Annotated in this window: 17 protein-coding genes; 12 read left to right on the top strand and 5 right to left on the bottom strand. The window is 59.0% G+C overall.

Translation table 11 applies throughout. The annotated features are described in order from the left end of the window. Positions 1-7: 7 nt before the first annotated feature. From CRO62_RS11880 to CRO62_RS11900, 5 genes are all read right to left on the bottom strand, one after another. Entirely contained in the window at positions 8-1,129 is a 1,122-nt protein-coding gene (locus CRO62_RS11880; RefSeq protein ID WP_097100483.1) for a sn-glycerol-3-phosphate import ATP-binding protein UgpC, read from the bottom strand. A 41-nt stretch (positions 1,130-1,170) separates the two neighbouring features. After that, a complete protein-coding gene (locus CRO62_RS11885; RefSeq protein ID WP_003517820.1) occupies positions 1,171-2,058 on the bottom strand; it encodes an ABC transporter permease subunit in 888 nt (295 codons plus the stop codon). Between the two features lie 10 nt (positions 2,059-2,068). Continuing rightward, on the bottom strand, positions 2,069-2,959 hold the full coding sequence (locus CRO62_RS11890) for a carbohydrate ABC transporter permease (protein ID WP_003517818.1): 891 nt from the start codon (positions 2,957-2,959) through the stop codon (positions 2,069-2,071). Between the two features lie 75 nt (positions 2,960-3,034). Next, on the bottom strand, positions 3,035-4,378 hold the full coding sequence (locus CRO62_RS11895) for an extracellular solute-binding protein (protein ID WP_097100279.1): 1,344 nt from the start codon (positions 4,376-4,378) through the stop codon (positions 3,035-3,037). A 260-nt stretch (positions 4,379-4,638) separates the two neighbouring features. Next, the gene (locus CRO62_RS11900; protein ID WP_097100280.1) at positions 4,639-5,112 is read right to left on the bottom strand and encodes a VOC family protein; all 474 of its coding nucleotides are present in this window, start codon (positions 5,110-5,112) and stop codon (positions 4,639-4,641) included. A 332-nt stretch (positions 5,113-5,444) separates the two neighbouring features. On the opposite strand from CRO62_RS11900, the gene CRO62_RS11905 reads away from it, so the two are divergent. From CRO62_RS11905 to CRO62_RS11960, 12 genes are all read left to right on the top strand, one after another. After that, positions 5,445-7,229, top strand: coding sequence for a methyl-accepting chemotaxis protein (locus CRO62_RS11905; RefSeq protein WP_097100281.1), 1,785 nt, complete (start codon positions 5,445-5,447; stop codon positions 7,227-7,229). A gap of 213 nt (positions 7,230-7,442) precedes the next feature. Further along, entirely contained in the window at positions 7,443-8,318 is an 876-nt protein-coding gene (locus CRO62_RS11910) for a transglycosylase SLT domain-containing protein (protein WP_414896252.1), read from the top strand. A gap of 147 nt (positions 8,319-8,465) precedes the next feature. Further along, entirely contained in the window at positions 8,466-8,879 is a 414-nt protein-coding gene (locus CRO62_RS11915; protein WP_097100283.1) for a hypothetical protein, read from the top strand. 109 nt (positions 8,880-8,988) lie between these two features. After that, positions 8,989-10,863: a sigma-54-dependent Fis family transcriptional regulator gene (locus CRO62_RS11920; RefSeq protein WP_097100284.1), complete on the top strand. Its 1,875-nt coding sequence runs from the start codon at positions 8,989-8,991 to the stop codon at positions 10,861-10,863. Positions 10,864-11,039: 176 nt separating this feature from the next. Beyond that, on the top strand, positions 11,040-12,113 hold the full coding sequence (locus CRO62_RS11925) for a 2,3-butanediol dehydrogenase (RefSeq protein WP_097100285.1): 1,074 nt from the start codon (positions 11,040-11,042) through the stop codon (positions 12,111-12,113). A 66-nt stretch (positions 12,114-12,179) separates the two neighbouring features. Next, positions 12,180-13,979 (top strand): NAD(P)/FAD-dependent oxidoreductase, encoded by a 1,800-nt coding sequence (locus CRO62_RS11930; RefSeq protein WP_097100286.1) that lies wholly within the window; start codon positions 12,180-12,182, stop codon positions 13,977-13,979. Between the two features lie 200 nt (positions 13,980-14,179). After that, on the top strand, positions 14,180-15,160 hold the full coding sequence (locus CRO62_RS11935; protein ID WP_097100287.1) for a 3'-5' exonuclease: 981 nt from the start codon (positions 14,180-14,182) through the stop codon (positions 15,158-15,160). Between the two features lie 167 nt (positions 15,161-15,327). Further along, the gene (locus tag CRO62_RS11940) at positions 15,328-16,080 is read left to right on the top strand and encodes a GntR family transcriptional regulator (RefSeq protein WP_097100288.1); all 753 of its coding nucleotides are present in this window, start codon (positions 15,328-15,330) and stop codon (positions 16,078-16,080) included. Continuing rightward, positions 16,077-16,862, top strand: coding sequence for a transporter substrate-binding domain-containing protein (locus tag CRO62_RS11945; RefSeq protein WP_060642688.1), 786 nt, complete (start codon positions 16,077-16,079; stop codon positions 16,860-16,862). The genes CRO62_RS11940 and CRO62_RS11945 overlap by 4 nt, the downstream gene beginning before the upstream one ends. Before the next feature lie 72 nt (positions 16,863-16,934). After that, on the top strand, positions 16,935-17,606 hold the full coding sequence (locus CRO62_RS11950) for an amino acid ABC transporter permease (RefSeq protein WP_097100289.1): 672 nt from the start codon (positions 16,935-16,937) through the stop codon (positions 17,604-17,606). Further along, positions 17,603-18,262: an amino acid ABC transporter permease gene (locus tag CRO62_RS11955; protein WP_097100290.1), complete on the top strand. Its 660-nt coding sequence runs from the start codon at positions 17,603-17,605 to the stop codon at positions 18,260-18,262. Before CRO62_RS11950 ends, CRO62_RS11955 begins: the two co-directional genes overlap by 4 nt. Further along, the gene (locus tag CRO62_RS11960; RefSeq protein WP_097100291.1) at positions 18,240-18,965 is read left to right on the top strand and encodes an amino acid ABC transporter ATP-binding protein; all 726 of its coding nucleotides are present in this window, start codon (positions 18,240-18,242) and stop codon (positions 18,963-18,965) included. The genes CRO62_RS11955 and CRO62_RS11960 overlap by 23 nt, the downstream gene beginning before the upstream one ends. The last annotated feature ends 81 nt before the right edge of the window (positions 18,966-19,046 follow it).

A 19,046-nucleotide genomic window follows, 5' to 3' on the forward strand; every position in this document is an offset into this window, starting at 1 on the left:
TCCGCCATCAAACTGCCAGCAGCTTTTCGTTGCCGATGCGGGTTGTCTCGATGGCACCCTCCGTTTCGATGCGCTTGCCGGTGGCCGGATCGAAAAAGTGAAGGTGGGCGGGGGGCAGTTCGAAGTGGATACGCTGACCGGGTTTGACCAACAGATCTTCGCCGATGGCTGCGGAGAAAGTTTCGCCGGCGATTTCCGCATGTACGATGCGGCCGGAGCCCAGCTCTTCTACAAAGTCCACGGTTGCGGGCACGCCCGCACCCTCGGTGCTGACCAGGCATTGTTCAGGGCGAATGCCGACTGTCACGTCGCGCCCGCGCAGCTCCAGCGCGGTTTCGGGGAAGAGTTTCACCGGCTGACCGCCCAGCATGACGGATGGAGATTCGACTTCCACCCGCGTGTTGAACAGGTTCATCGCCGGTGAGCCGATGAAGGAGGCTACGAAGGTGCTCGCGGGGCGGTGATAGATATCGAGCGGATGACCGACCTGCTCCACATTGCCCTTGTTCATCACCACCAGCCGGTCGGCCAGCGTCATGGCTTCCACCTGATCATGGGTGACGAAGACGGAGGTGGCCGACAGGCGCTGGTGCAGTTTACGGATTTCGGCGCGCATCGTTACACGCAGCTTTGCATCGAGGTTGGACAGCGGTTCATCGAACAGGAATACCTGCGGTTCGCGGATGATTGCGCGAGCCATGGCCACGCGCTGGCGCTGGCCACCGGAAAGGGCGGCCGGCTTGCGTTCGAGATAGTCCGAAAGGCCAACGATCTTTGCCGTTTCCTCGATGCGGCGCAGGCGCTCAGCCTTGGGAACGCCTGCGACCTTCAGCGCATAACCTATATTGCCAGATACCGTCATATGCGGATAAAGCGCGTAGTTCTGGAACACCATGGCGCAACCGCGCTCGCGCGGCTCCAGCGTGTTGACGACGCGCCCGCCAATGGCGATTTCACCTGACGTGATATCCTCCAGCCCGGCGATCATTCGCAGAAGTGTGGACTTGCCGCAGCCCGAGGGGCCGAGGATGACGACGAATTCGCCGGTTTCGAAAGTGAGATCCACGCCGTGCAGGGTCGGGGTCTTGCCATAGGATTTGCGGACCTGCCGAATATCGATCTGAGCCATGATATTAAGAACCTTGTTGTTGAGAGCCACGCGTCGCGTCGTCACTTGTCGGATGACACGAGACCGCGCACGAACCAGCGTTGCAGGAACGCCACGACGAGAAGCGGCGGCATGATGATGATGAGGGAACCGGCAAGCGTGACGTTCCAGTCCGGCGTGCCGTCCTCGGAGGGCAAAAGCGCACGCAACGACATCATCACCGTCTTGTAGGAGGGGTCGGTGACCATTAGCAACGGCCACAGATACTGGTTCCACGAGGAGACGAAGAGAATGGTGGTGAGGGCCAGCATGTTGGTGCGCGAGAGCGGCAGCAGCACGTCGAAAAAGAAACGCACGGGGCCGGAGCCATCCATGCGCGCCGCCTCCGCAAGTTCATCAGGCAGGGTCATGAAAAACTGCCGGTAGAGAAAGGTGCCGGTGGCCGTGGCGACAAGCGGCAGCGACAGGCCCGCATAGGAATTCAGCAGGTTCCATTCGATGTTGACTTCAACACCGCTCACCAGCGCTATGAGGTAACGGAACGGCTGGAACACATCCGCCGCCACGGCATAGGTCGGAACGGCGCGAATTTCGAGCGGCAGCATCAGCGTGATGAAGACGGACCAGAAAAACAGGTGTTTCAGCGGCGAGCGGAAAAACACGATGGCGAAGGCGGTCAGAGCGGAAAGGGCTACCTTGCCCGCAGTGACGAGCGAGGCCATCACCAGGCTGTTGAACATGGCGTTGCCCAGATTGGCGCGGTTCCAGGCGGTGCTGAGATTTTTGAAAAGCTCGCCCTGCGGCATGAAGCTGAAGGGCGTGTGGTTCACCTGCTGCACCGTCTGGCTGGCGCCTGCCAGTACCACAATGAAGGGGCCGATAAGAAGCAGAAGTCCCGCGACCATGACCACGTAGGTAAAGGCGTCGGCATAGGGCGTGCGCTGTATCATCTCTCAGGCCTCACTTGTAATGGACGCGCCGCTCGATGAAGCGGAACTGGATGAAGGTGAAGACCATGATGAGGCCGATGAGGACGATGGTTTGTGCCGAGGCGCCGGAATAGTTCAGCCCTTCGAAGGCCTCGGTGACAATGCGGTAAACCATCACATCGGTGGCGCGGTTGGGGCCGCCTGCCGTCAGCGAATGCACGATGCCGAACGTGTCCTGGCCGACGAAACCCTCGGTCATCATCGTCACCATCAGGAAGAACAGCGTGGGTGCGAGCAACGGCACCTGAATGTCTATGGCGCGGCGGATCGGGCCAGAGCCATCCATCGCCGCAGCTTCTGTCAGCGAACGGGGCACGGATTGCAGGCCGGCAAACAGGAAGATGAAGGTGTAGCCCGCCCATTTCCAGATAAAGATGGCGATGACGAGCGCCAGTGCATGTTCGCCATATTTCGCCGGGTTCCAGATATCTGGCCAGGCGGCGTTGAGTGAAGCGGCCAGCCCGCGTTCCGGCGACAGGATGAAGCGGAAGGCCATGCCAGCGGCGGGACCTGCGATGGCGAAGGGCAGGATATACAGAACCCGGAAAAATCCGGAGCCGGGAAGCTGGCGGTCGACGGAGAGCGCCAGGGTGAGGCCGATGAGGATGGCGACGAAGGGGCCGACGGTCGCGAAGATCAGGCTGACGGTAACGGAATGCCAGTAGAATGGATCAGAGAAGACTTCCTGGAAATTGGCGAAACCAACGAATTCCGCCGCGCCGCCGAAGGGCGGCTGGAGGGTGAAGGCCCAGTTGATCACCGCCGCCACGGGCCAGTAGAAGAACAGGAGGATCAGTGCCAGCTGCGGCAATGCGAACAGCAGCGGCAACCATGTGCTTTTGAAAACGGCGCGCTTTTCCATGAAATATCCGAAACAGAAAATGGCATTAAGGGTTTGCCCGCGCGGAGACGGGCAAACCCAGGCGAAAAGGACCGCTTAGTTCAGCTTGGCGCCGGCATAGGTCTTTTCGAAGCGGCGCAGGCCGGCATTCGAGCGCTCGACAGCCTTGTCGAGTTCGGTCTGAATATCGGCGTTCTGCATGAAGATGGCTTCGAGCGAGGTCGAGACTTCCTTGCGGATCTGCGTGAAGCCGCCGAGGCGGATGCCGCGGGTATATTCGGAAGGCGGCGTAAACGTCAGGCTTTCGATTGCCTTTTCACGGCCCTTGTAGGGCGCCTTGTCGTAGAAGCCGTTGGCCTTCATGGCGTCGAAGCCGGTCTTGGTGACCGGGATGTAGCCGGTAACGGTCGACCACCACTCAACCATATCAGGCTGCGCGATGAAGTTCAGGAATGCGGCCGCACCCTTGTATTCAGCCTCCGGACGCCCAGCCATTACCCAGAGCGAAGCACCGCCAACCAGCGAGTTGTGGCGCTCGGTGCCCTTCCAGATCGGCAGCATGGCGACGTCCCACTTCACGCCATCAGGCATGGTCTTGCCGACGGTGCCGTGGCCGGCAATCGAGGACATGAACATCTGGCAGGTCTGCGAGGTGAAAGCGGGCAGGATGTCCATGCCGAGCTGCTTGGTCTTGACGACGAACAGCTTCTCGTCCTGCATCTTCTTGAAGAATTTGACCTGATCAACGAACTTCGTCTTGTTGATCGTCAGTTCGGCGTCGAGGCCCTGATAACCGTTGCCCTTGGTGGCGATTGGCTGGTTGTGGATGGCAGAGAACTGTTCCATCAGCATCCAGGTGTCGAAATTAAAGGCCAGCGGGCATTCGAAACCGGCCGTCTTCAGCTTCCGGGCGGCTTCTTCAACCTGTTCCCATGTGTCGGGCTTGAAGGTGATGCCGGCTTTTTCGAAAGCGGTGACATTGTAATAGAAGACCGCGGTGGAGGAATTATAGGGGAAGGAATTCAACTCGCCGTCAGCCGTTGCATAATAATTGGCAATGCCGGGGAAATAGTTGTTCCAGTCGATCTTGTAGCCGTTGTCGGCCATCAGCTTCTTGGCGGGAACGAAAGCCTTGGACAACATCATGTCCAGCGTGCCGGCATCGTAGATCTGGGTGATGGCGGGCTGCTTCTTGGCGCGGTAGGCGGCAATGGTGTTCTGCAGCGTGGCGTCGTAGTCGTTCTGCGACGTGCAGACGATTTCGAATTCAGCCTGGGAGTCGTTGAACTTCTTGCAGGTTTCCTGAACGCGGTCGCCGAGATCGCCGGAAAGGCCGTGCCAGAATTCGAACTTTGTCTTTTCTGCGTGGGCAGCCGTGGCGCCGAAGGCGGCGGCAATGGCAACGCCTGCCACGAAAGAGGTCAGAGCGGAAGATTTCATAAGTTGAGCCCCGTTGATGGAGTAATGGCATGACCGGCGAGGACGTCACGTCCCCAACACGAAGCCACGGGCTCTGCTAGCAGCCGTCTTTGACGGATCGCTTACACTTTGTTGAACGTTTTGTGATGAGTGAAGGTACAGGCACGCATATGCGTCCAGGGAAAATCAGATAAATGGGTTTTATCTGATTTTCCGTTGTTTTTCAGTTCTTTACTTGAAATGTCTTTCTTCGCTACTTGTCGCTGAATGACTTGTTGGCATCAACCCCGACGTGCCGCCTCGATGGTGGCGACGTCGATTTTCTTCATATCCATCATTGCCGCGAAGGCACGTTTGGCCTCGGCGCCGCCGGCGGACATTGCTTCCATCAGCACCCGCGGGGTGATCTGCCAGGAGATGCCCCATCGGTCCTTGCACCAGCCGCAGGCACTTTCTTCTCCGCCGTTGCCGACGATGGCATTCCAGTATCGGTCCGTCTCTTCCTGATCCTCAGTCGAAATCTGGAACGAGAAAGCCTCGGTGTGCTTGAATGTCGGCCCACCGTTGAGGCCGATACAGGAGACGCCTGCCACCGTGAATTCCACCATCAGCACGTCCCCCTCCTTGCCGGAGGGGTAATCGCCCGGCGCCCTATACACGGAATTGACGGTGCTGTCGGGAAAGGTATCGGCATAAAATCTGGCTGCGGCCTCGGCATCCCTATCGTACCAGATGCAGATCATGTTCTTCTTCACGGCGTGTTCCTCCCAAAAGAAAGCCCAATTCGGTAAACAATGTAGCCATGCGCCGATCGTTCCGAAAAGAGGCGGGAAGGCAGCGATATTTGTGAATCACGCCGTTCTGAAGAATAAATATGAAACAATGTCTCTTTGTAACTTGAAGCGCGTGCTTGATCTAATATGCAGATTTTTGCGGCAGGAAGACACGTATTGCCCAAATTTCGCCCGTACAATTAAATCGCGTGATCAACGTCAATATTATCCTTAAATATTATTTAATAATGTAATCATATTGTTGGTGAACGATTTTCAGTAGAAACCGTCCAGCTGCCATCGGAGGATCGCGCGTGAGTTTTCTTGATCGTGGTGCCAATGCTTTCGCGGTTCTTGCCGCGCTCTCCAAATCTCAAGCCATCATCGAATTTGATATGGCCGGAAAGATTCTCGCCGCCAACGAGAATTTCTGTCGTGCGCTCGGTTACGAGCTGGCGGAAATAGTCGGCAGACATCACAGCATGTTCGTTGAACCCGAAGTCGTGTCATCGCAGGACTACAAGGCCTTCTGGTCAAAGCTTTCGGCCGGCCAGTTCGATCAGCGGCAGTACAAGCGCATTGGCAAGGGTGGCAGGGAAGTCTGGATCGAGGCCTCCTATAATCCGGTGTATCGTCGTGGCAAGCCGGTGAAAGTGGTGAAGATCGCCACGGATATTACCGAGCGCAAGCTGAAGGCGGCGGAAGATGCGGGCAAGATCGACGCCCTGTCGCGAGCGCAGGCCATCATCGAGTTCTCTCCGAACGGCGAGGTCCTGACGGCCAACGAGAATTTTCTGGCGGCGCTCGGCTATTCGCTCACCGAGGTGCAGGGCAGGCATCATTCGATGTTCTGCGAACCCGCCTACACGCAGTCCCCGCAATATGCGCAATTCTGGAAAAGGCTTGCCGGCGGCGATCTGGTGGCGGATGAATTCATGCGGCTTGGCAAGGGCGGTCGCAAGGTTTTCATTCAGGCCTCCTATAATCCGATCTTCGATTTAAACGGCAAGGTGTTCAAGGTCGTCAAATTTGCCACCGACGTGACCGGACGTGTTGAAAACGTCGAAAAGCTCGCGCAGTCCCTGACCAATCTGGCTGACGGTGATCTTTCGCAGAGCATTGACAAACCCTTTATCCCCTCGCTTGAAAGATTGCGGTCCGACTTCAACGCAGCCTCGAAAAAGCTCAAGAAGGCCATGACGCTGGTCTCTGAAAATGCCGGCGCCATTTCTTCGGGGTCGAATGAAATAAGGTCTGCGGCCGACGATCTCGCCAGACGTACGGAACAGCAGGCCGCCTCTATCGAGGAGACGGCAGCAGCCCTCGAAGAAATCACCACCACCGTCAATGATTCAAGCCGCCGGGCGGAAGAGGCTGGAAAAATCGTTGGCCGTGCCCGTGACCATGCCGAACATTCAGGTCAGGTTGTGCGCGATGCGATAAGTGCCATGGACCAGATCGAAAAATCGTCGCGTGAGATTTCGAATATCATCGGCGTTATCGACGAGATTGCCTTTCAGACCAATCTTCTTGCGCTGAATGCAGGCGTGGAAGCTGCCCGCGCAGGCGAAGCGGGCAAGGGTTTTGCCGTGGTCGCGCAGGAAGTTCGCGAACTTGCGCAACGCTCGGCGACGGCCGCAAAGGAAATCAAGAGCCTGATCAACGCGTCTGGCACGCAGGTTGAAAACGGCGTTGGCCTTGTCACCAAAGCGGGGTCTGCCTTGCAGGAAATCGCGGAACAGGTGCGCGACATCAACACAAATGTCGTAGCGATCGTCGATGCCGCGCGCGAACAGTCCACGGCGCTCGCCGAGATAAATCAGGCGGTCAACACCGTTGACCAGGGAACGCAGCAGAATGCCGCGATGGTTGAGGAGCAGACGGCTGCCAGCCACAGCCTTGCAAGGGAAGCGGCAGCGTTGTTTGAGCTTCTGGGGCAATTCCGGTTCGATGACGCATCGCACTCGACATCGTCGTCGCGGAGCGGCTTCGAGCAGCAGGCTACCTTTGCCACTCCGCGCCGCCCGGCATCCCGCCCGCTTGCGGTGCGCGGTTCCGCTGCAGTTGCCGTCGAACATGAGGATTGGCAGGACTTCTAAGCAAACAAGATGGCCTTGCCGGCGCGGAAATGCGACCTTTATTCTGGACGCATGGAAGCCCCGGCAAGTCCAAACCGAAGCTTCCATTGAAGATGAGCCATAGGTCTGGGCATATCTTGCAGAATGTCTGATAATCGGCGCATCGGGCGTGGGATTTGCGGGGAATTTTGCTTGGCGGGGATATCAACACGCTGCGTGGGTCTTACTCTGTGGTTGCTGGCGCTTGCCAGTGGCACGGCCGGGGCCGAGGAGAAGGCCGATGGCAAAGTGTCCTGCGCCTACACCCATGATGTCGCGCCGGAATTGTGCATCCGTGTCGAAAGCTACAATAACGACCTGTGTAACGCCATCGAGGTTCTGGCCGGGCGCCACGCCGTGCCACCGGATTATTTCGCCCGGCTCATCTGGCGGGAAAGCCTGTTCCGGGCCAATGCGGTCAGCCCGAAGGGCGCGGAAGGCATAGCCCAGTTCATGCCTGGAACCGCAAAGCTGCGTGGTCTCAAAGACAGCTTCAACATCATCGCCGCACTCGAGGCCTCTTCCCGGTATCTGTCCGAGCTGAATACGCAGTTTGGCAATTTCGGTCTCGCCGCCGCAGCTTATAATGCGGGCGAGGCGGGATTGCGGAATTTTATCGCAACCGGTCGGCTGCCGACGGAAACCCGGGATTATGTGTTTGCGATAACGGGATATCCGGTTGAGAAATGGAAGGACAATCCGCCGGAAAAGGCGGCCCCGGCATTGGATGAGACCCGAACCTTCATCGATGCCTGCCAGCGTCTGGCCGATACGCGAACGATGAACGATCCCGTCCTCATCTCGTCGGCCGACTGGGCGCCCTGGGGCGTGCAGCTTGCCGCGCATTATAATCCGGCGGTGGCGAACCGGCTTTTTACCCGCGCCATTGGCCAACTATCCGGGCCGCTTAACGCCGAACGGGCTTTGATCGTGCGGCAGCGAGGCGGCAATTTTGGTTCGCGCCCGCGTTATGCCGCCCGCATCGGCCGCGATACACGCGGCCAGGCCAACGAGCTTTGCGGCGAAATCCGCCAGGCCGGCATTCCCTGCACCGTGTTCCGCAACAGATGAGAACACCTGTATGACCCTGTCGATCATAACAAGTTGATCAGCATCTCGGTCGCACCTCCTTTAAGAGCAAAATTATCGAGCCTAGATTGCACCGTTGACGACGGAACGTGTTGGCTGATGGTATTCTGTGAGGGAAGAAAACTGAAAATGAGATGGCTTGAAACGGGGTGTCTGGTCAGCGTGCTGGCTGCTATTTCGGGGTGCGCCACGACCGGGCAGACGGACGCATCGCGAACTGTGGCGAGCCTCGTGGGCCAACCCCTGGATGCGGCTATCGCCAGACTTGGCCGTCCTAACAGGGTGATCATCGAAAAGGGCGCGACGGAATCCTATTGGCTGAAGGTGGATGTTGAGACCTATGCCGGCCTCTCCAACAAGCGGGAAATCCGCACCGTGGACGGGCAGATGCGGATATCGGAAACGGAAGGCATGAAGATCAAGGAGCATCGCCGCGACTGCATCATCAAGATCACCGCGGATCCCGCTTCCACCATCAAGACCAGCGAAATCATCGGCAATCCGGCCAATTGCGAGAACATTATCAATCGGCCAAACACCTGAGACGGTCGCATTCGCGACTGTTGCATCGCTTCGAACGACTGAGCCACCGTAAGAGGTGGATTGTGGGCGATCTCCTAATATGCGACCATCCGTGCCGGAGGATGCGTGCATGGTGTCGACGCTGTCGCATATACGTGAGATCGAACGTGTCGGCATGGGCGCGGTCAGCCCGCGTGATACGCCGGTCATACAGTCCTGGCTGCGCTGCCTCAATGACTACAAGCTCGATCCAACGATTGCACAGGAAGCCTATATCGTGCCCGAGCTGAAGCTTCGGGAGCATCGCGAGCAGGCCGAGGAGCTGATCCGTATCGGCCGCTCCGGTCTCGAAGCTCTGTTCAACCAGATTGCCGAGCAGAATTACGTCCTGCTGCTGTCGGATGCGCGCGGCGTTACCGTCGATTTCATGGGCGACCCGACCTTCGACAACCAGTTGCGGAGGGCGGGGCTTTACCTTGGCTCGGAATGGTCGGAAAACCGGGCCGGTACCTGCGCTGTTGGCGCCTGCCTCGTTTCCGGCGAGCCGGTGATCATCCATCAGGATGACCATTTCGATACCAGCCATATTGGGCTCACCTGCACTGCTGCGCCCGTCTTCGATACGCTCGGCGATCTCACCGCTGTGCTCGACATTTCCCAGCTGCGCTCGCCGACGGCCAAGGCCAGCCAGCAACTGGCGCTGCATCTCGTTGCCTCCACCGCGCGGCGCATCGAGCTTGCCAATCTCATGACCCGCACCCGCAATGACTGGGTGTTGCGTCTTGCCCGCTCACCTGAGTTCCTTGACGTCGATCCCGATGCGGCGATCGCCCTTGATGGCAGCGGACGTATCACCGGCATGACCCATGGTGGCTTCGGGGCGCTGGCGCGCTCCATGAACATGCACGGCCTTGCCACCCGCGATTTTCTCGGCCAGCCGATTTCCTCGGTCTTCGATATCGATGTGGACGACCTGCCGCGCTTCATGCGCGGGCGGCCGAATGGCGAGCGTCTTTTGCGCGCCCGCAACGGTCTGGTGCTTTTTGCCAGCGCGATCGCGCCCGCCGTCAGCATTCGCGCCCCTATCACGCCTGAGCCACGCCTGCCACGAGCGCTGAGGGACATGAGCAACGGCGATCCGGCGATGGAAAAGGTGCAGGCGCGGGCAGCAAAGCTTGCCGCCCGCGATATTCCCATCCTCATTCAGGGTGAGACGGGCAGCGGCAAGGAATATCTGGCGCGGGCGATCCATGACAGCTGCAACAGCGGCGGTAATTTCGTCGCCGTCAATTGTGCGGCAATCCCGGAGCATCTGATCGAATCCGAATTGTTCGGCTACACGCCCGGTGCCTTCACCGGCGCCAGCCAGAAAGGCAAGCGCGGTCTCATCGAGGAGGCAAGTGGCGGCACTTTGTTCCTGGATGAAATTGGCGACATGCCGTTTTCCCTTCAAAGCCGCCTGCTGCGCGTGCTTTCGGAAAACGAGGTGCAGCCGGTTGGTGCATTGAAGGCCAAGCCAGTGCGTCTGAGAGTACTGTCCGCATCGCACCGCGATCTTGCCGAGCTGGTGAAGGAAGGCCGTTTCCGGCAGGACCTCTATTATCGCCTGAACGCCGCAACGGTGACGCTGCCGGCGCTGCGGGAGCGCGAGGATCTCGGCTGGCTGATCGATCAGTTTCTCCGCCGCATCGAGAAGGAAAACGGCGAGACCTATCTGATCGACAGGGCGGCACGGGCAATTCTGCTTGACCATGACTGGCCGGGCAATCTGCGCGAACTCTTCAATGCACTGCGGGTTGCAGCCGCCCTTTCCGATGGCGGCAAGATCGATCCGGGTTGCCTGCCTGAACACCTCTTTGCCGAAGTCGCCACCGATGATGCATCGCGCGATGACGACGATCTGCGCCGGGCGCTGAAGGACTGCGGCAACAACGTCTCGGCGCTGGCGCGAAGCCTCGGCGTCAACCGCTCCACCATCCACCGCCGTCTCAAACGGCTGAATTGACTGCGTCCGAACCGGTGCGACCATTGCAACACCTGTTGCACGGAACCTGTTGCATTCTGCCGGCGAGCCTCAGTGCTGCATTTGTAACCAATTGAAAATACTTCAAGATATGGCGCAAGCCATTCTGGCATGCCGCTTGCTGATCCTTCTGTGCAAGAACTACAGGAGGAAATGCAATGAAAGCACTGCGCTTTCACGCCGCCAAGGACCTACGCATCGAGGATGTGGATATGCCGCCTGAGCCCGGTCCGGGTGAGGTGCTCGTCGAAAACAAGTTCTGCGGCATCTGCGGCACGGATCTGCACGAATATGCCTATGGCCCGATCTTCGTGCCGAAGGAGCCGCATCCTTTCACCGGCGCGCACGGGCCGCAAATTCTCGGTCATGAATTCGGCGGTGTCGTCAAGGCCGTGGGCGAGGGCGTTAGCCATGTAAAGCCCGGCGAACGGGTATCGATCCAGCCGCTCATCATGCCGCGCCATGGCGACTATTATGCTGATCGCGGTCTTTATCACCTGAGCACAAATCTCGCTCTCGCCGGTCTGTCCTGGCATTCCGGCGGCATGGCGCAGGCCGCTCTTCTGAACGACTATAACGTCCAGCCGATACCCGATGCACTTTCCGATCAGGAAGCGGCCCTCATCGAGCCGACGGCAGTCGCGGTTTATGCCTGCGACCGTGGCGGTGTTACGGCCGGCAGCAGCGTGCTTGTGACCGGTGCCGGGCCGATAGGCATTCTCGTCGCCATGGCGGCGCGTGCTGCCGGTGCCTCGCAGATATTCCTTTCCGATCTCAACGACACGCGTCTGGCACTGGCGCGGGAGGCGCTTGGCGAGGTGCGCACGATCAATCCCAAGACGGAAAAGGTCGGCGATGTCATCCGCGCCGAGACCGAAGGCAATGTCGGCTGCGATGTCGCCATCGAATGCGTCGGCAATGAATATGCGCTGAAGAACTGCGCCGATGCCGTGCGCAAGCAGGGCGTTGTGGTGCAGACCGGCCTCCACCCCGGCGAAAACCCGCTGAACTGGTTCGACGTGACCTTCAAGGACATCGATATCCGCGGCTCCTGGGCCTATCCGACTCACTACTGGCCGCGTGTTGCCCGGCTGATCGCCAGCGGCCAGATCCCGGCGAGCCGGATCGTTACCAAAAACGTCTCACTCAGCGAGGCGGTCACGGAAGGGTTCGATCAGCTGCTCGACCCGGCCGGCAAGCATCTGAAAATCCTGATCGACCTGTCGCGATAGGCCGATTTGAAGTGCGGGGCGGTTGAGGAGCCGTCCCGTTTCCACATTGAGCAGGAGGAGGAATACATGCTCGACAAGACCCCCACCACCCGCCTTCAGGCGCTTCTCGATACGTTCGGGGCAGCACTCGAAGCTGGCCGCATCGATGATGCCGTTAATCTGTTTGCCGAGGATTGCTACTGGCGCGACCTCGTTGCCTTTACCTGGAACATCAAGACCGTTGAAGGTCGCGATCAGGTGCGCGACATGCTGCAGGCGCAGCTTTCGACGGCCAGACCCACAAACTGGCGCATCGCTACCGGCGAGGAGGCGACGGAGGCGGATGGTGTGCTTGAAAGCTGGATCACCTTCGAGACGGCGACAGGGCGTGGCTACGGCCTCGTGCGCTTCAAGAACGGGCAGATATGGACGCTGCTGACGGCGCTTTCCGAACTGAAGGGCCATGAGGAAAAATCGGGCTTCACCCGCCCGCTCGGCGCAAGACATGGCCAAAACCTTGGTGCCAAAACCTGGAAGGAGGAGCGCGAGGAGGAAGCGCGCACGCTCGGTTATGACAAGCAGCCCTATACCGTCATCATCGGCGGTGGACAGGGCGGTATCGCGCTCGGCGCCCGGTTGCGCCAGCTCGGCGTGCCGACGATCATACTCGAAAAGAACGAGCGGCCGGGTGACAGCTGGCGCAAGCGCTACAAGTCGCTCTGCCTGCACGACCCGGTCTGGTACGACCATCTGCCTTACATCGATTTTCCGAAGAACTGGCCGGTCTTTGCCCCCAAGGACAAGATCGGTGACTGGCTCGAATTCTACACCAAGGTGATGGAACTGAACTACTGGACCCGCTCCACTGCCAAATCCGCCAAGTGGGACGAGGCGGCGAAGGAATGGTCGATCGTCGTCGATCGCGACGGCGAGGAAGTCGTGCTCCGGCCAAAGCAACTGGTCTTTGCCACCGGCATGTCCGGCAAGGCCAATATTCCGGATTTCAAGGGGCGCGAGCGCTTCAACGGCGATCAGCACCATTCCTCGCAGCATCCGGGGCCTGATGGGTACAAGGGCAGGAAGGTCGCGGTGATCGGTTCCAACAATTCGGCCCATGATATCTGCGCCGCACTGCACGAAGCGGGCGTCGATGTGACCATGATCCAGCGCTCGACGACCCATATCGTCAAATCCGATACGCTGATGGATATAGGGCTCGGTGCGCTCTATTCCGAACAGGCCCTGGCGAATGGAGTGACGACGGCGAAGGCCGATCTCATCTTCGCGTCGCTGCCTTACCGGATCATGCACGAGTTCCAGATCCCGCTTTATGACAGGATGCGGGAGCGCGACGCCGATTTTTACGCCGCACTGGAAAAAGCCGGGTTCCAGCTAGACTGGGGTGCGGATGGCTCGGGCCTCTTCATGAAATATCTGCGGCGCGGCTCCGGTTATTATATCGATATCGGCGCCTCTCAGCTGATCATCGATGGCAAGGTGAAGCTTGCCGCCGGTCAGGTGGACGAGATCACCGAAAACTCGATCAAACTCGCTGACGGCAAGGAGATCCCTGCTGACGTCATTGTCTATGCGACGGGCTATGGTTCGATGAATGGCTGGGTCGCCGATCTTATCGATCAGGAAACGGCAGACAGGGTCGGCAAGGTCTGGGGTCTCGGTTCCGACACGCCGAAAGACCCGGGGCCGTGGGAAGGCGAGCAGCGCAACATGTGGAAGCCGACGCAGCAGGAGGCGCTGTGGTTCCACGGCGGCAACCTGCACCAGTCGCGGCATTATTCTCAATATCTCGCCTTGCAGCTGAAGGCGCGCATGGAGGGGCTTCCTACACCTGTCTATGCATTGCAACCCGTTCACCACACACGCTGACCACGGGTATTTCGATCGATGACGGTAATGCAGAAAGGGGGAGGAACATTCCGCCCCCTTTCTGAATCCGATGCGGGCAATGCCAAACGGACGGCAGCCCGGTTTCTGTGGATGAGAGAAACCGGAGTTGTTAGTGTCAGCCTCTGCGCATATGTTGGAGTACTTATTCTCGATTTCCGGCCAAGGCGGACAGGAGTGGAATGACCTCCCAGTTGGATTTTTTCGCTTCCGCGACGGCGCGGCTTCCTCAGGCTGAGCGCGGGCGAAAAGCGGGTGGTCGCGAAACGACGCTGAAATCGGTTCCTGACGATGAGGCTCTGGCCGCACATCTCGAATCCACCGGCAATTACCGTATCCTGCGCAAGTTGCAGCCGCACGCGGTCAGCGAACAGCCCAGACCGGGATTTCCACGGCAGGGCGTGATCCTCGACACCGAGACGACGGGCCTCAACCACCGAACTGACGAGATCATCGAAATCGGCGTCATTACCTTCACATTCGACGATCAGGGTACGATCGGCGATATCACCGGGGTCTATGGCGGTCTGCGACAGCCGGTCACTTCCATTCCGGAAGAAATCACGCGCCTGACAGGTATCACCGATGAAATGGTTGCCGGACAGACGATAGACATCGACCGGCTGACCTCGCTTGTTGCCGGTGCTGATCTGATCATTGCCCACAATGCCGGCTTCGACCGTCCGTTTTGCGAGGCCTTCTCGCCGATTTTCCGCAATAAGGCCTGGGCCTGCTCCGTTTCTGAGATTGACTGGAGTGGTCGGGGTTTTGAGGGCAGCAAGCTCGCCTACCTGATCGGGCAATCCGGCTATTTCCATGACGGCCATCGAGCAGTCGACGATTGTTTCGCTCTGTTGGAGGTGCTGGAACAGGTGCGCCCCGGCCAAAGCGGGACGCCCTTCATGGAACTCCATGAAGCCAGCCAGCACTCCCGGGTTCGCATCTATGCGGAGAACAGCCCTTTCGACATGAAGGACCATCTGAAAAAGCGGGGCTATCGCTGGTCTGATGGTTCCGATGGCCGGCCGAAATCTTGGTGGGTGGAACTGGCGGAGGAAAAGCTCGAAGAAGAGCTGCATTTCCTCCGAACCGAAATTTACCGCTGGGACGCCGATCCCACGGTCAAGCATCTAACGGCATTCGACCGGTTCAAAGCCGGTTAGAAAGAAACCGCGACGGCCAGACCGTCAAGTTTTCACAGCTCTGCGTTTTTTTTGATGTTTGTCGATTTTCTTGCTCAAAATTTGAGCGAGTAGGCGTGAGCTTTTTCGCGGCATTTTGATTTTAAAACAATAATTGGTTCTGGCACGGGCCTTGCTTTCAGTCTTGTATGCAAGATTTACATACCAAGCAGGACCGTCAGACAAACATCGAAGAAGCCATCATTTCCGGCATTCTCTCGGCGCGCATCCGGCCGGGCACGCGGCTCAGCGAAAATCAGCTGGCTGGACTTTTCTCTGTTTCACGTACGCGGGTACGGGAGGCGATGATGCGGCTGGAAACACGTGGCATCGTCCATGTCAGCGCGCGGCGAGGGTGGTTCGTCGTCGAGCCTTCCGCCGAGGAGGCGATGACCATCTACGAGGCGCGGCGGATTATCGAATCCGGATTGCTTCGCAGCATGCGGGTGCTGTCAGATGAGGGACGCAAGGTCCTCGTCGCGCATCTTGAGGAAGAGAAAGTCGCAATAGCCGCAGGTGACCGCCAGCGCCTTACCTGCCTTATGGGCGATTTTCATATCCGCATCGCCGAGCTTTGTGGCAATGCCGTGCTCATCGAGCTGCTACGCGATCTCACCGCCCGGACAATTCTGATCTCCATGCTCTACCAGTCGGAGTTTCATGCCCTCCAGTCCCATGAGGGGCATTGCCGTATCTTCGACGCGATGGCTGCGGGCGATTTCGTGAGGGCGGCGGAGCTTTCCATCGAGCATCTGGACGAGGTGGAAACCGGCCTCGACCTCACACGACGCCCCGATCCTCTCGCCGGCCTTCGCCGGTCGCTCGCCCTGCCGGAAATGAATGGCGGCGATCCGGATAAAATTCACATGCAACACAATCAACACAAGGAGAATGACATATGATCTTCAGACGGACCCTCATCGCCGCCGCCGCCATGGCTGCCGCCTTCGGTCTTTCCGCGCCCGCCAAGGCGGATGCCCTTGCCGACATCACCGCACGCGGCACTCTGCGTGTGGCCGTACCGCAGGATTTCCCGCCCTTCGGCAGCGTTGCTGCTGATATGACCCCGCAGGGCTATGACATCGACATGGCCAAGATGATCGCCGACAAGCTTGGCGTGAAGGTGGAACTCGTCCCGGTCACCAGTGCCAACCGCGTTCCCTATCTCCAGACCAACAAGGTCGATCTCGTGATCTCCAGCCTCGGCAAGAATGCAGATCGCGAAAAAGTTATCGATTTCTCAGACGCTTACGCGCCTTTCTTCAATGGTGTTTTCGGCCCGGCCGACGTCGCGATCTCCAAGGCCGAAGACCTGAAGGGCAAGACCATCGCCGTCACGCGCGGTGCCGTCGAGGACCTCGAGCTGACGAAGGTCGCGCCTTCGGACGCCACCATCAAGCGTTACGAGGACAATAACGGCACCATCTCGGCCTTCCTTTCGGGCCAGGTGGAAGTTGTCGCGACCGGCAACGTGGTTGCAGCCGCCATCCTCGCCAAGAACCCCCCGAAGCGTCCGGAATTGAAGTTCCTCATCAAGAACTCTCCTTGCTACATCGGCCTCAACAAGAACGAGCCGGCCCTGCTGGAAAAGGTCAACGCCACCGTAGCCGCGGCCAAGGCCGACGGCTCGCTGAATGCGATCGCCACCAAGTGGCTTGGCCAGGATCTGCCGAAAGACCTTTGATCATCTTTTGCCATGGTCATCCCGGATCCGCCGGGATGACGCCTTTCTCCACCGGCGCAAGGGGACTGTTTCTTGAGCTATCAATTTGATTTCCTGTGGCTTGGCGAATATTGGCCACAAATTGCCAAAGGCATAGCCATTACGAGCCAACTCACGCTGGTCGGCGGCGTGGTCGGCGTTTCACTCGGCATCGCCTGCGCCTGGGCCCGGGCGCTCGGACCTTCATGGTTGAAGCCCATCGTCGGCACTTATGTGGAGCTCATCCGCAATACGCCTTTTCTGATCCAGTTGTTTTTCATCTTCTTTGGCCTGCCATCGCTTGGTTTCAAGCTTACAGAGCTGACCGCGGCCAATCTGGCGATGATCGTCAATCTGGGCGCCTATAGTTGCGAGATCATCCGCGCCGGTATTCAGGCGACGCCGAGGGGCCAGTTCGAGGCGGGCGCGAGCCTTGCCATGACGCGTTTCGAAACGTTTCGCCATGTGGTGCTCACACCCTCGCTGCAACGCATCTGGCCGGCGCTTTCCTCGCAAGTGGTGATCGTCATGCTCGGCTCGGCCGTCGTTTCGCAGATTGCGGTGGAAGACCTGACCTTTGCGGCGAACTTCATCCAATCGCGCACGTTCCGTGCCTTCGAAGCCTACATCCTGTCAACCGTCATCTACCTGCTGCTCGCCATTCTGTTGCGGCAGGGCATGCTGGCGCTCGGCAGCTTTCTTTTCCCGAGGAGGGCGGCACGATGACTGAATTCACCTTTTGGGACATTCTGCGCAACCTGCTGCTCTCCACCCGCTGGACGCTGTTGCTCTCGCTCGTCTCCTTCATTGGCGGCGGCATGGTGGGGATCGTGCTTCTGTGGTTGCGCATCAGCCCGCGCCAGGCTTTGAACCGTGCTGCCCGCATCTATATCGAAGTCTTTCAGGGCACCCCGCTGCTGATGCAGCTTTTCATCGCTTTTTTCGGCCTCGGTCTCCTCGGGGTCGATGTCCCGGCTTGGCTTGCCGCTGGTGTGGCGCTGATCCTCTGGACCGCTGCCTTCCTTGCGGAAATCTGGCGCGGCTGCGTTGAGGCGATTGCGAAGGGCCAGTGGGAGGCGTCCGCCAGCCTTGCCATGGGCCGCCTGCAACAGATGCGTTACGTCATTCTGCCGCAGGCGCTGAAGATCGCCATTCCGCCAACGGTCGGTTTCTCTGTGCAGGTCGTCAAGGGCACAGCACTCACCTCCATCATCGGTTTCGTTGAACTGTCCAAGGCCGGCACGATCGTCACCAATGCCACCTTCCAGCCCTTCACCGTATATGGGCTGGTTGCTCTCATCTATTTCGCCCTCTGCTGGCCGCTGTCGAAATCCAGCCAGTTCTTAGAAAGGAAGCTCAATGTCGCTCATCGAAATCACTGAAGTCCACAAGAGCTTTGGCGACAATGAGGTGCTGAAGGGCATAAATCTGGATGTCGAACCCGGCGAGGTGATCGCCATCATCGGCAAAAGCGGCTCTGGCAAATCTACGCTGCTTCGCTGCATCAACGGACTGGAGACGATCAGCGCCGGCTCGATCCAGGTGGCAGGTGCGCAGTTGCTGGACGATGAGCTGCATCTGAAGGCATTGCGGCTGAAGGTCGGCATGATCTTCCAGCAATTCAACCTCTTTCCGCATCTGACGGCCGGCGGCAATGTCATGCTTTCGCAGATGGTGGTGAAAAAGGTCACCAAGCCGGAGGCCGAGGTGACGGCGCGCAAGATGCTGGAGCGTGTCGGGCTGGCGCACAAGTTCGATGCCTATCCGGATGAACTGTCCGGCGGCCAGCAGCAGCGCGTGGCGATTGCCCGCGCCCTTGCCATGCAGCCCATCGCCCTTCTCTGCGACGAGATTACCTCGGCGCTCGACCCCGAACTCGTGTCTGAGGTGCTGGCCGTCGTGCGCGAACTGGCAAAGGAAGGCATGACGCTGTTGATGGTGACGCATGAAATGAAGTTTGCCCGCGACGTCTGCTCGCGCGTTGTCTTCATGCATCAGGGCCGCGTGCACGAGATCGGCCCGCCGGAAGAGGTTTTTGCCAATCCCCAGACGCCGGAACTCAAGCAGTTCCTTGGTATGATCTAAGCACAGTACCGACGCACGCGACCGGAGCGGTGTGTGCGTCGGCAGTAGCCTTTACGTTGTGTTTGCCGGGAAAATGACCGC

It is taken from the genome of Rhizobium sp. AN6A, from assembly GCF_900215635.1.
GTDB classification, from domain to species: Bacteria; Pseudomonadota; Alphaproteobacteria; order Rhizobiales; family Rhizobiaceae; genus Agrobacterium; species Agrobacterium tumefaciens.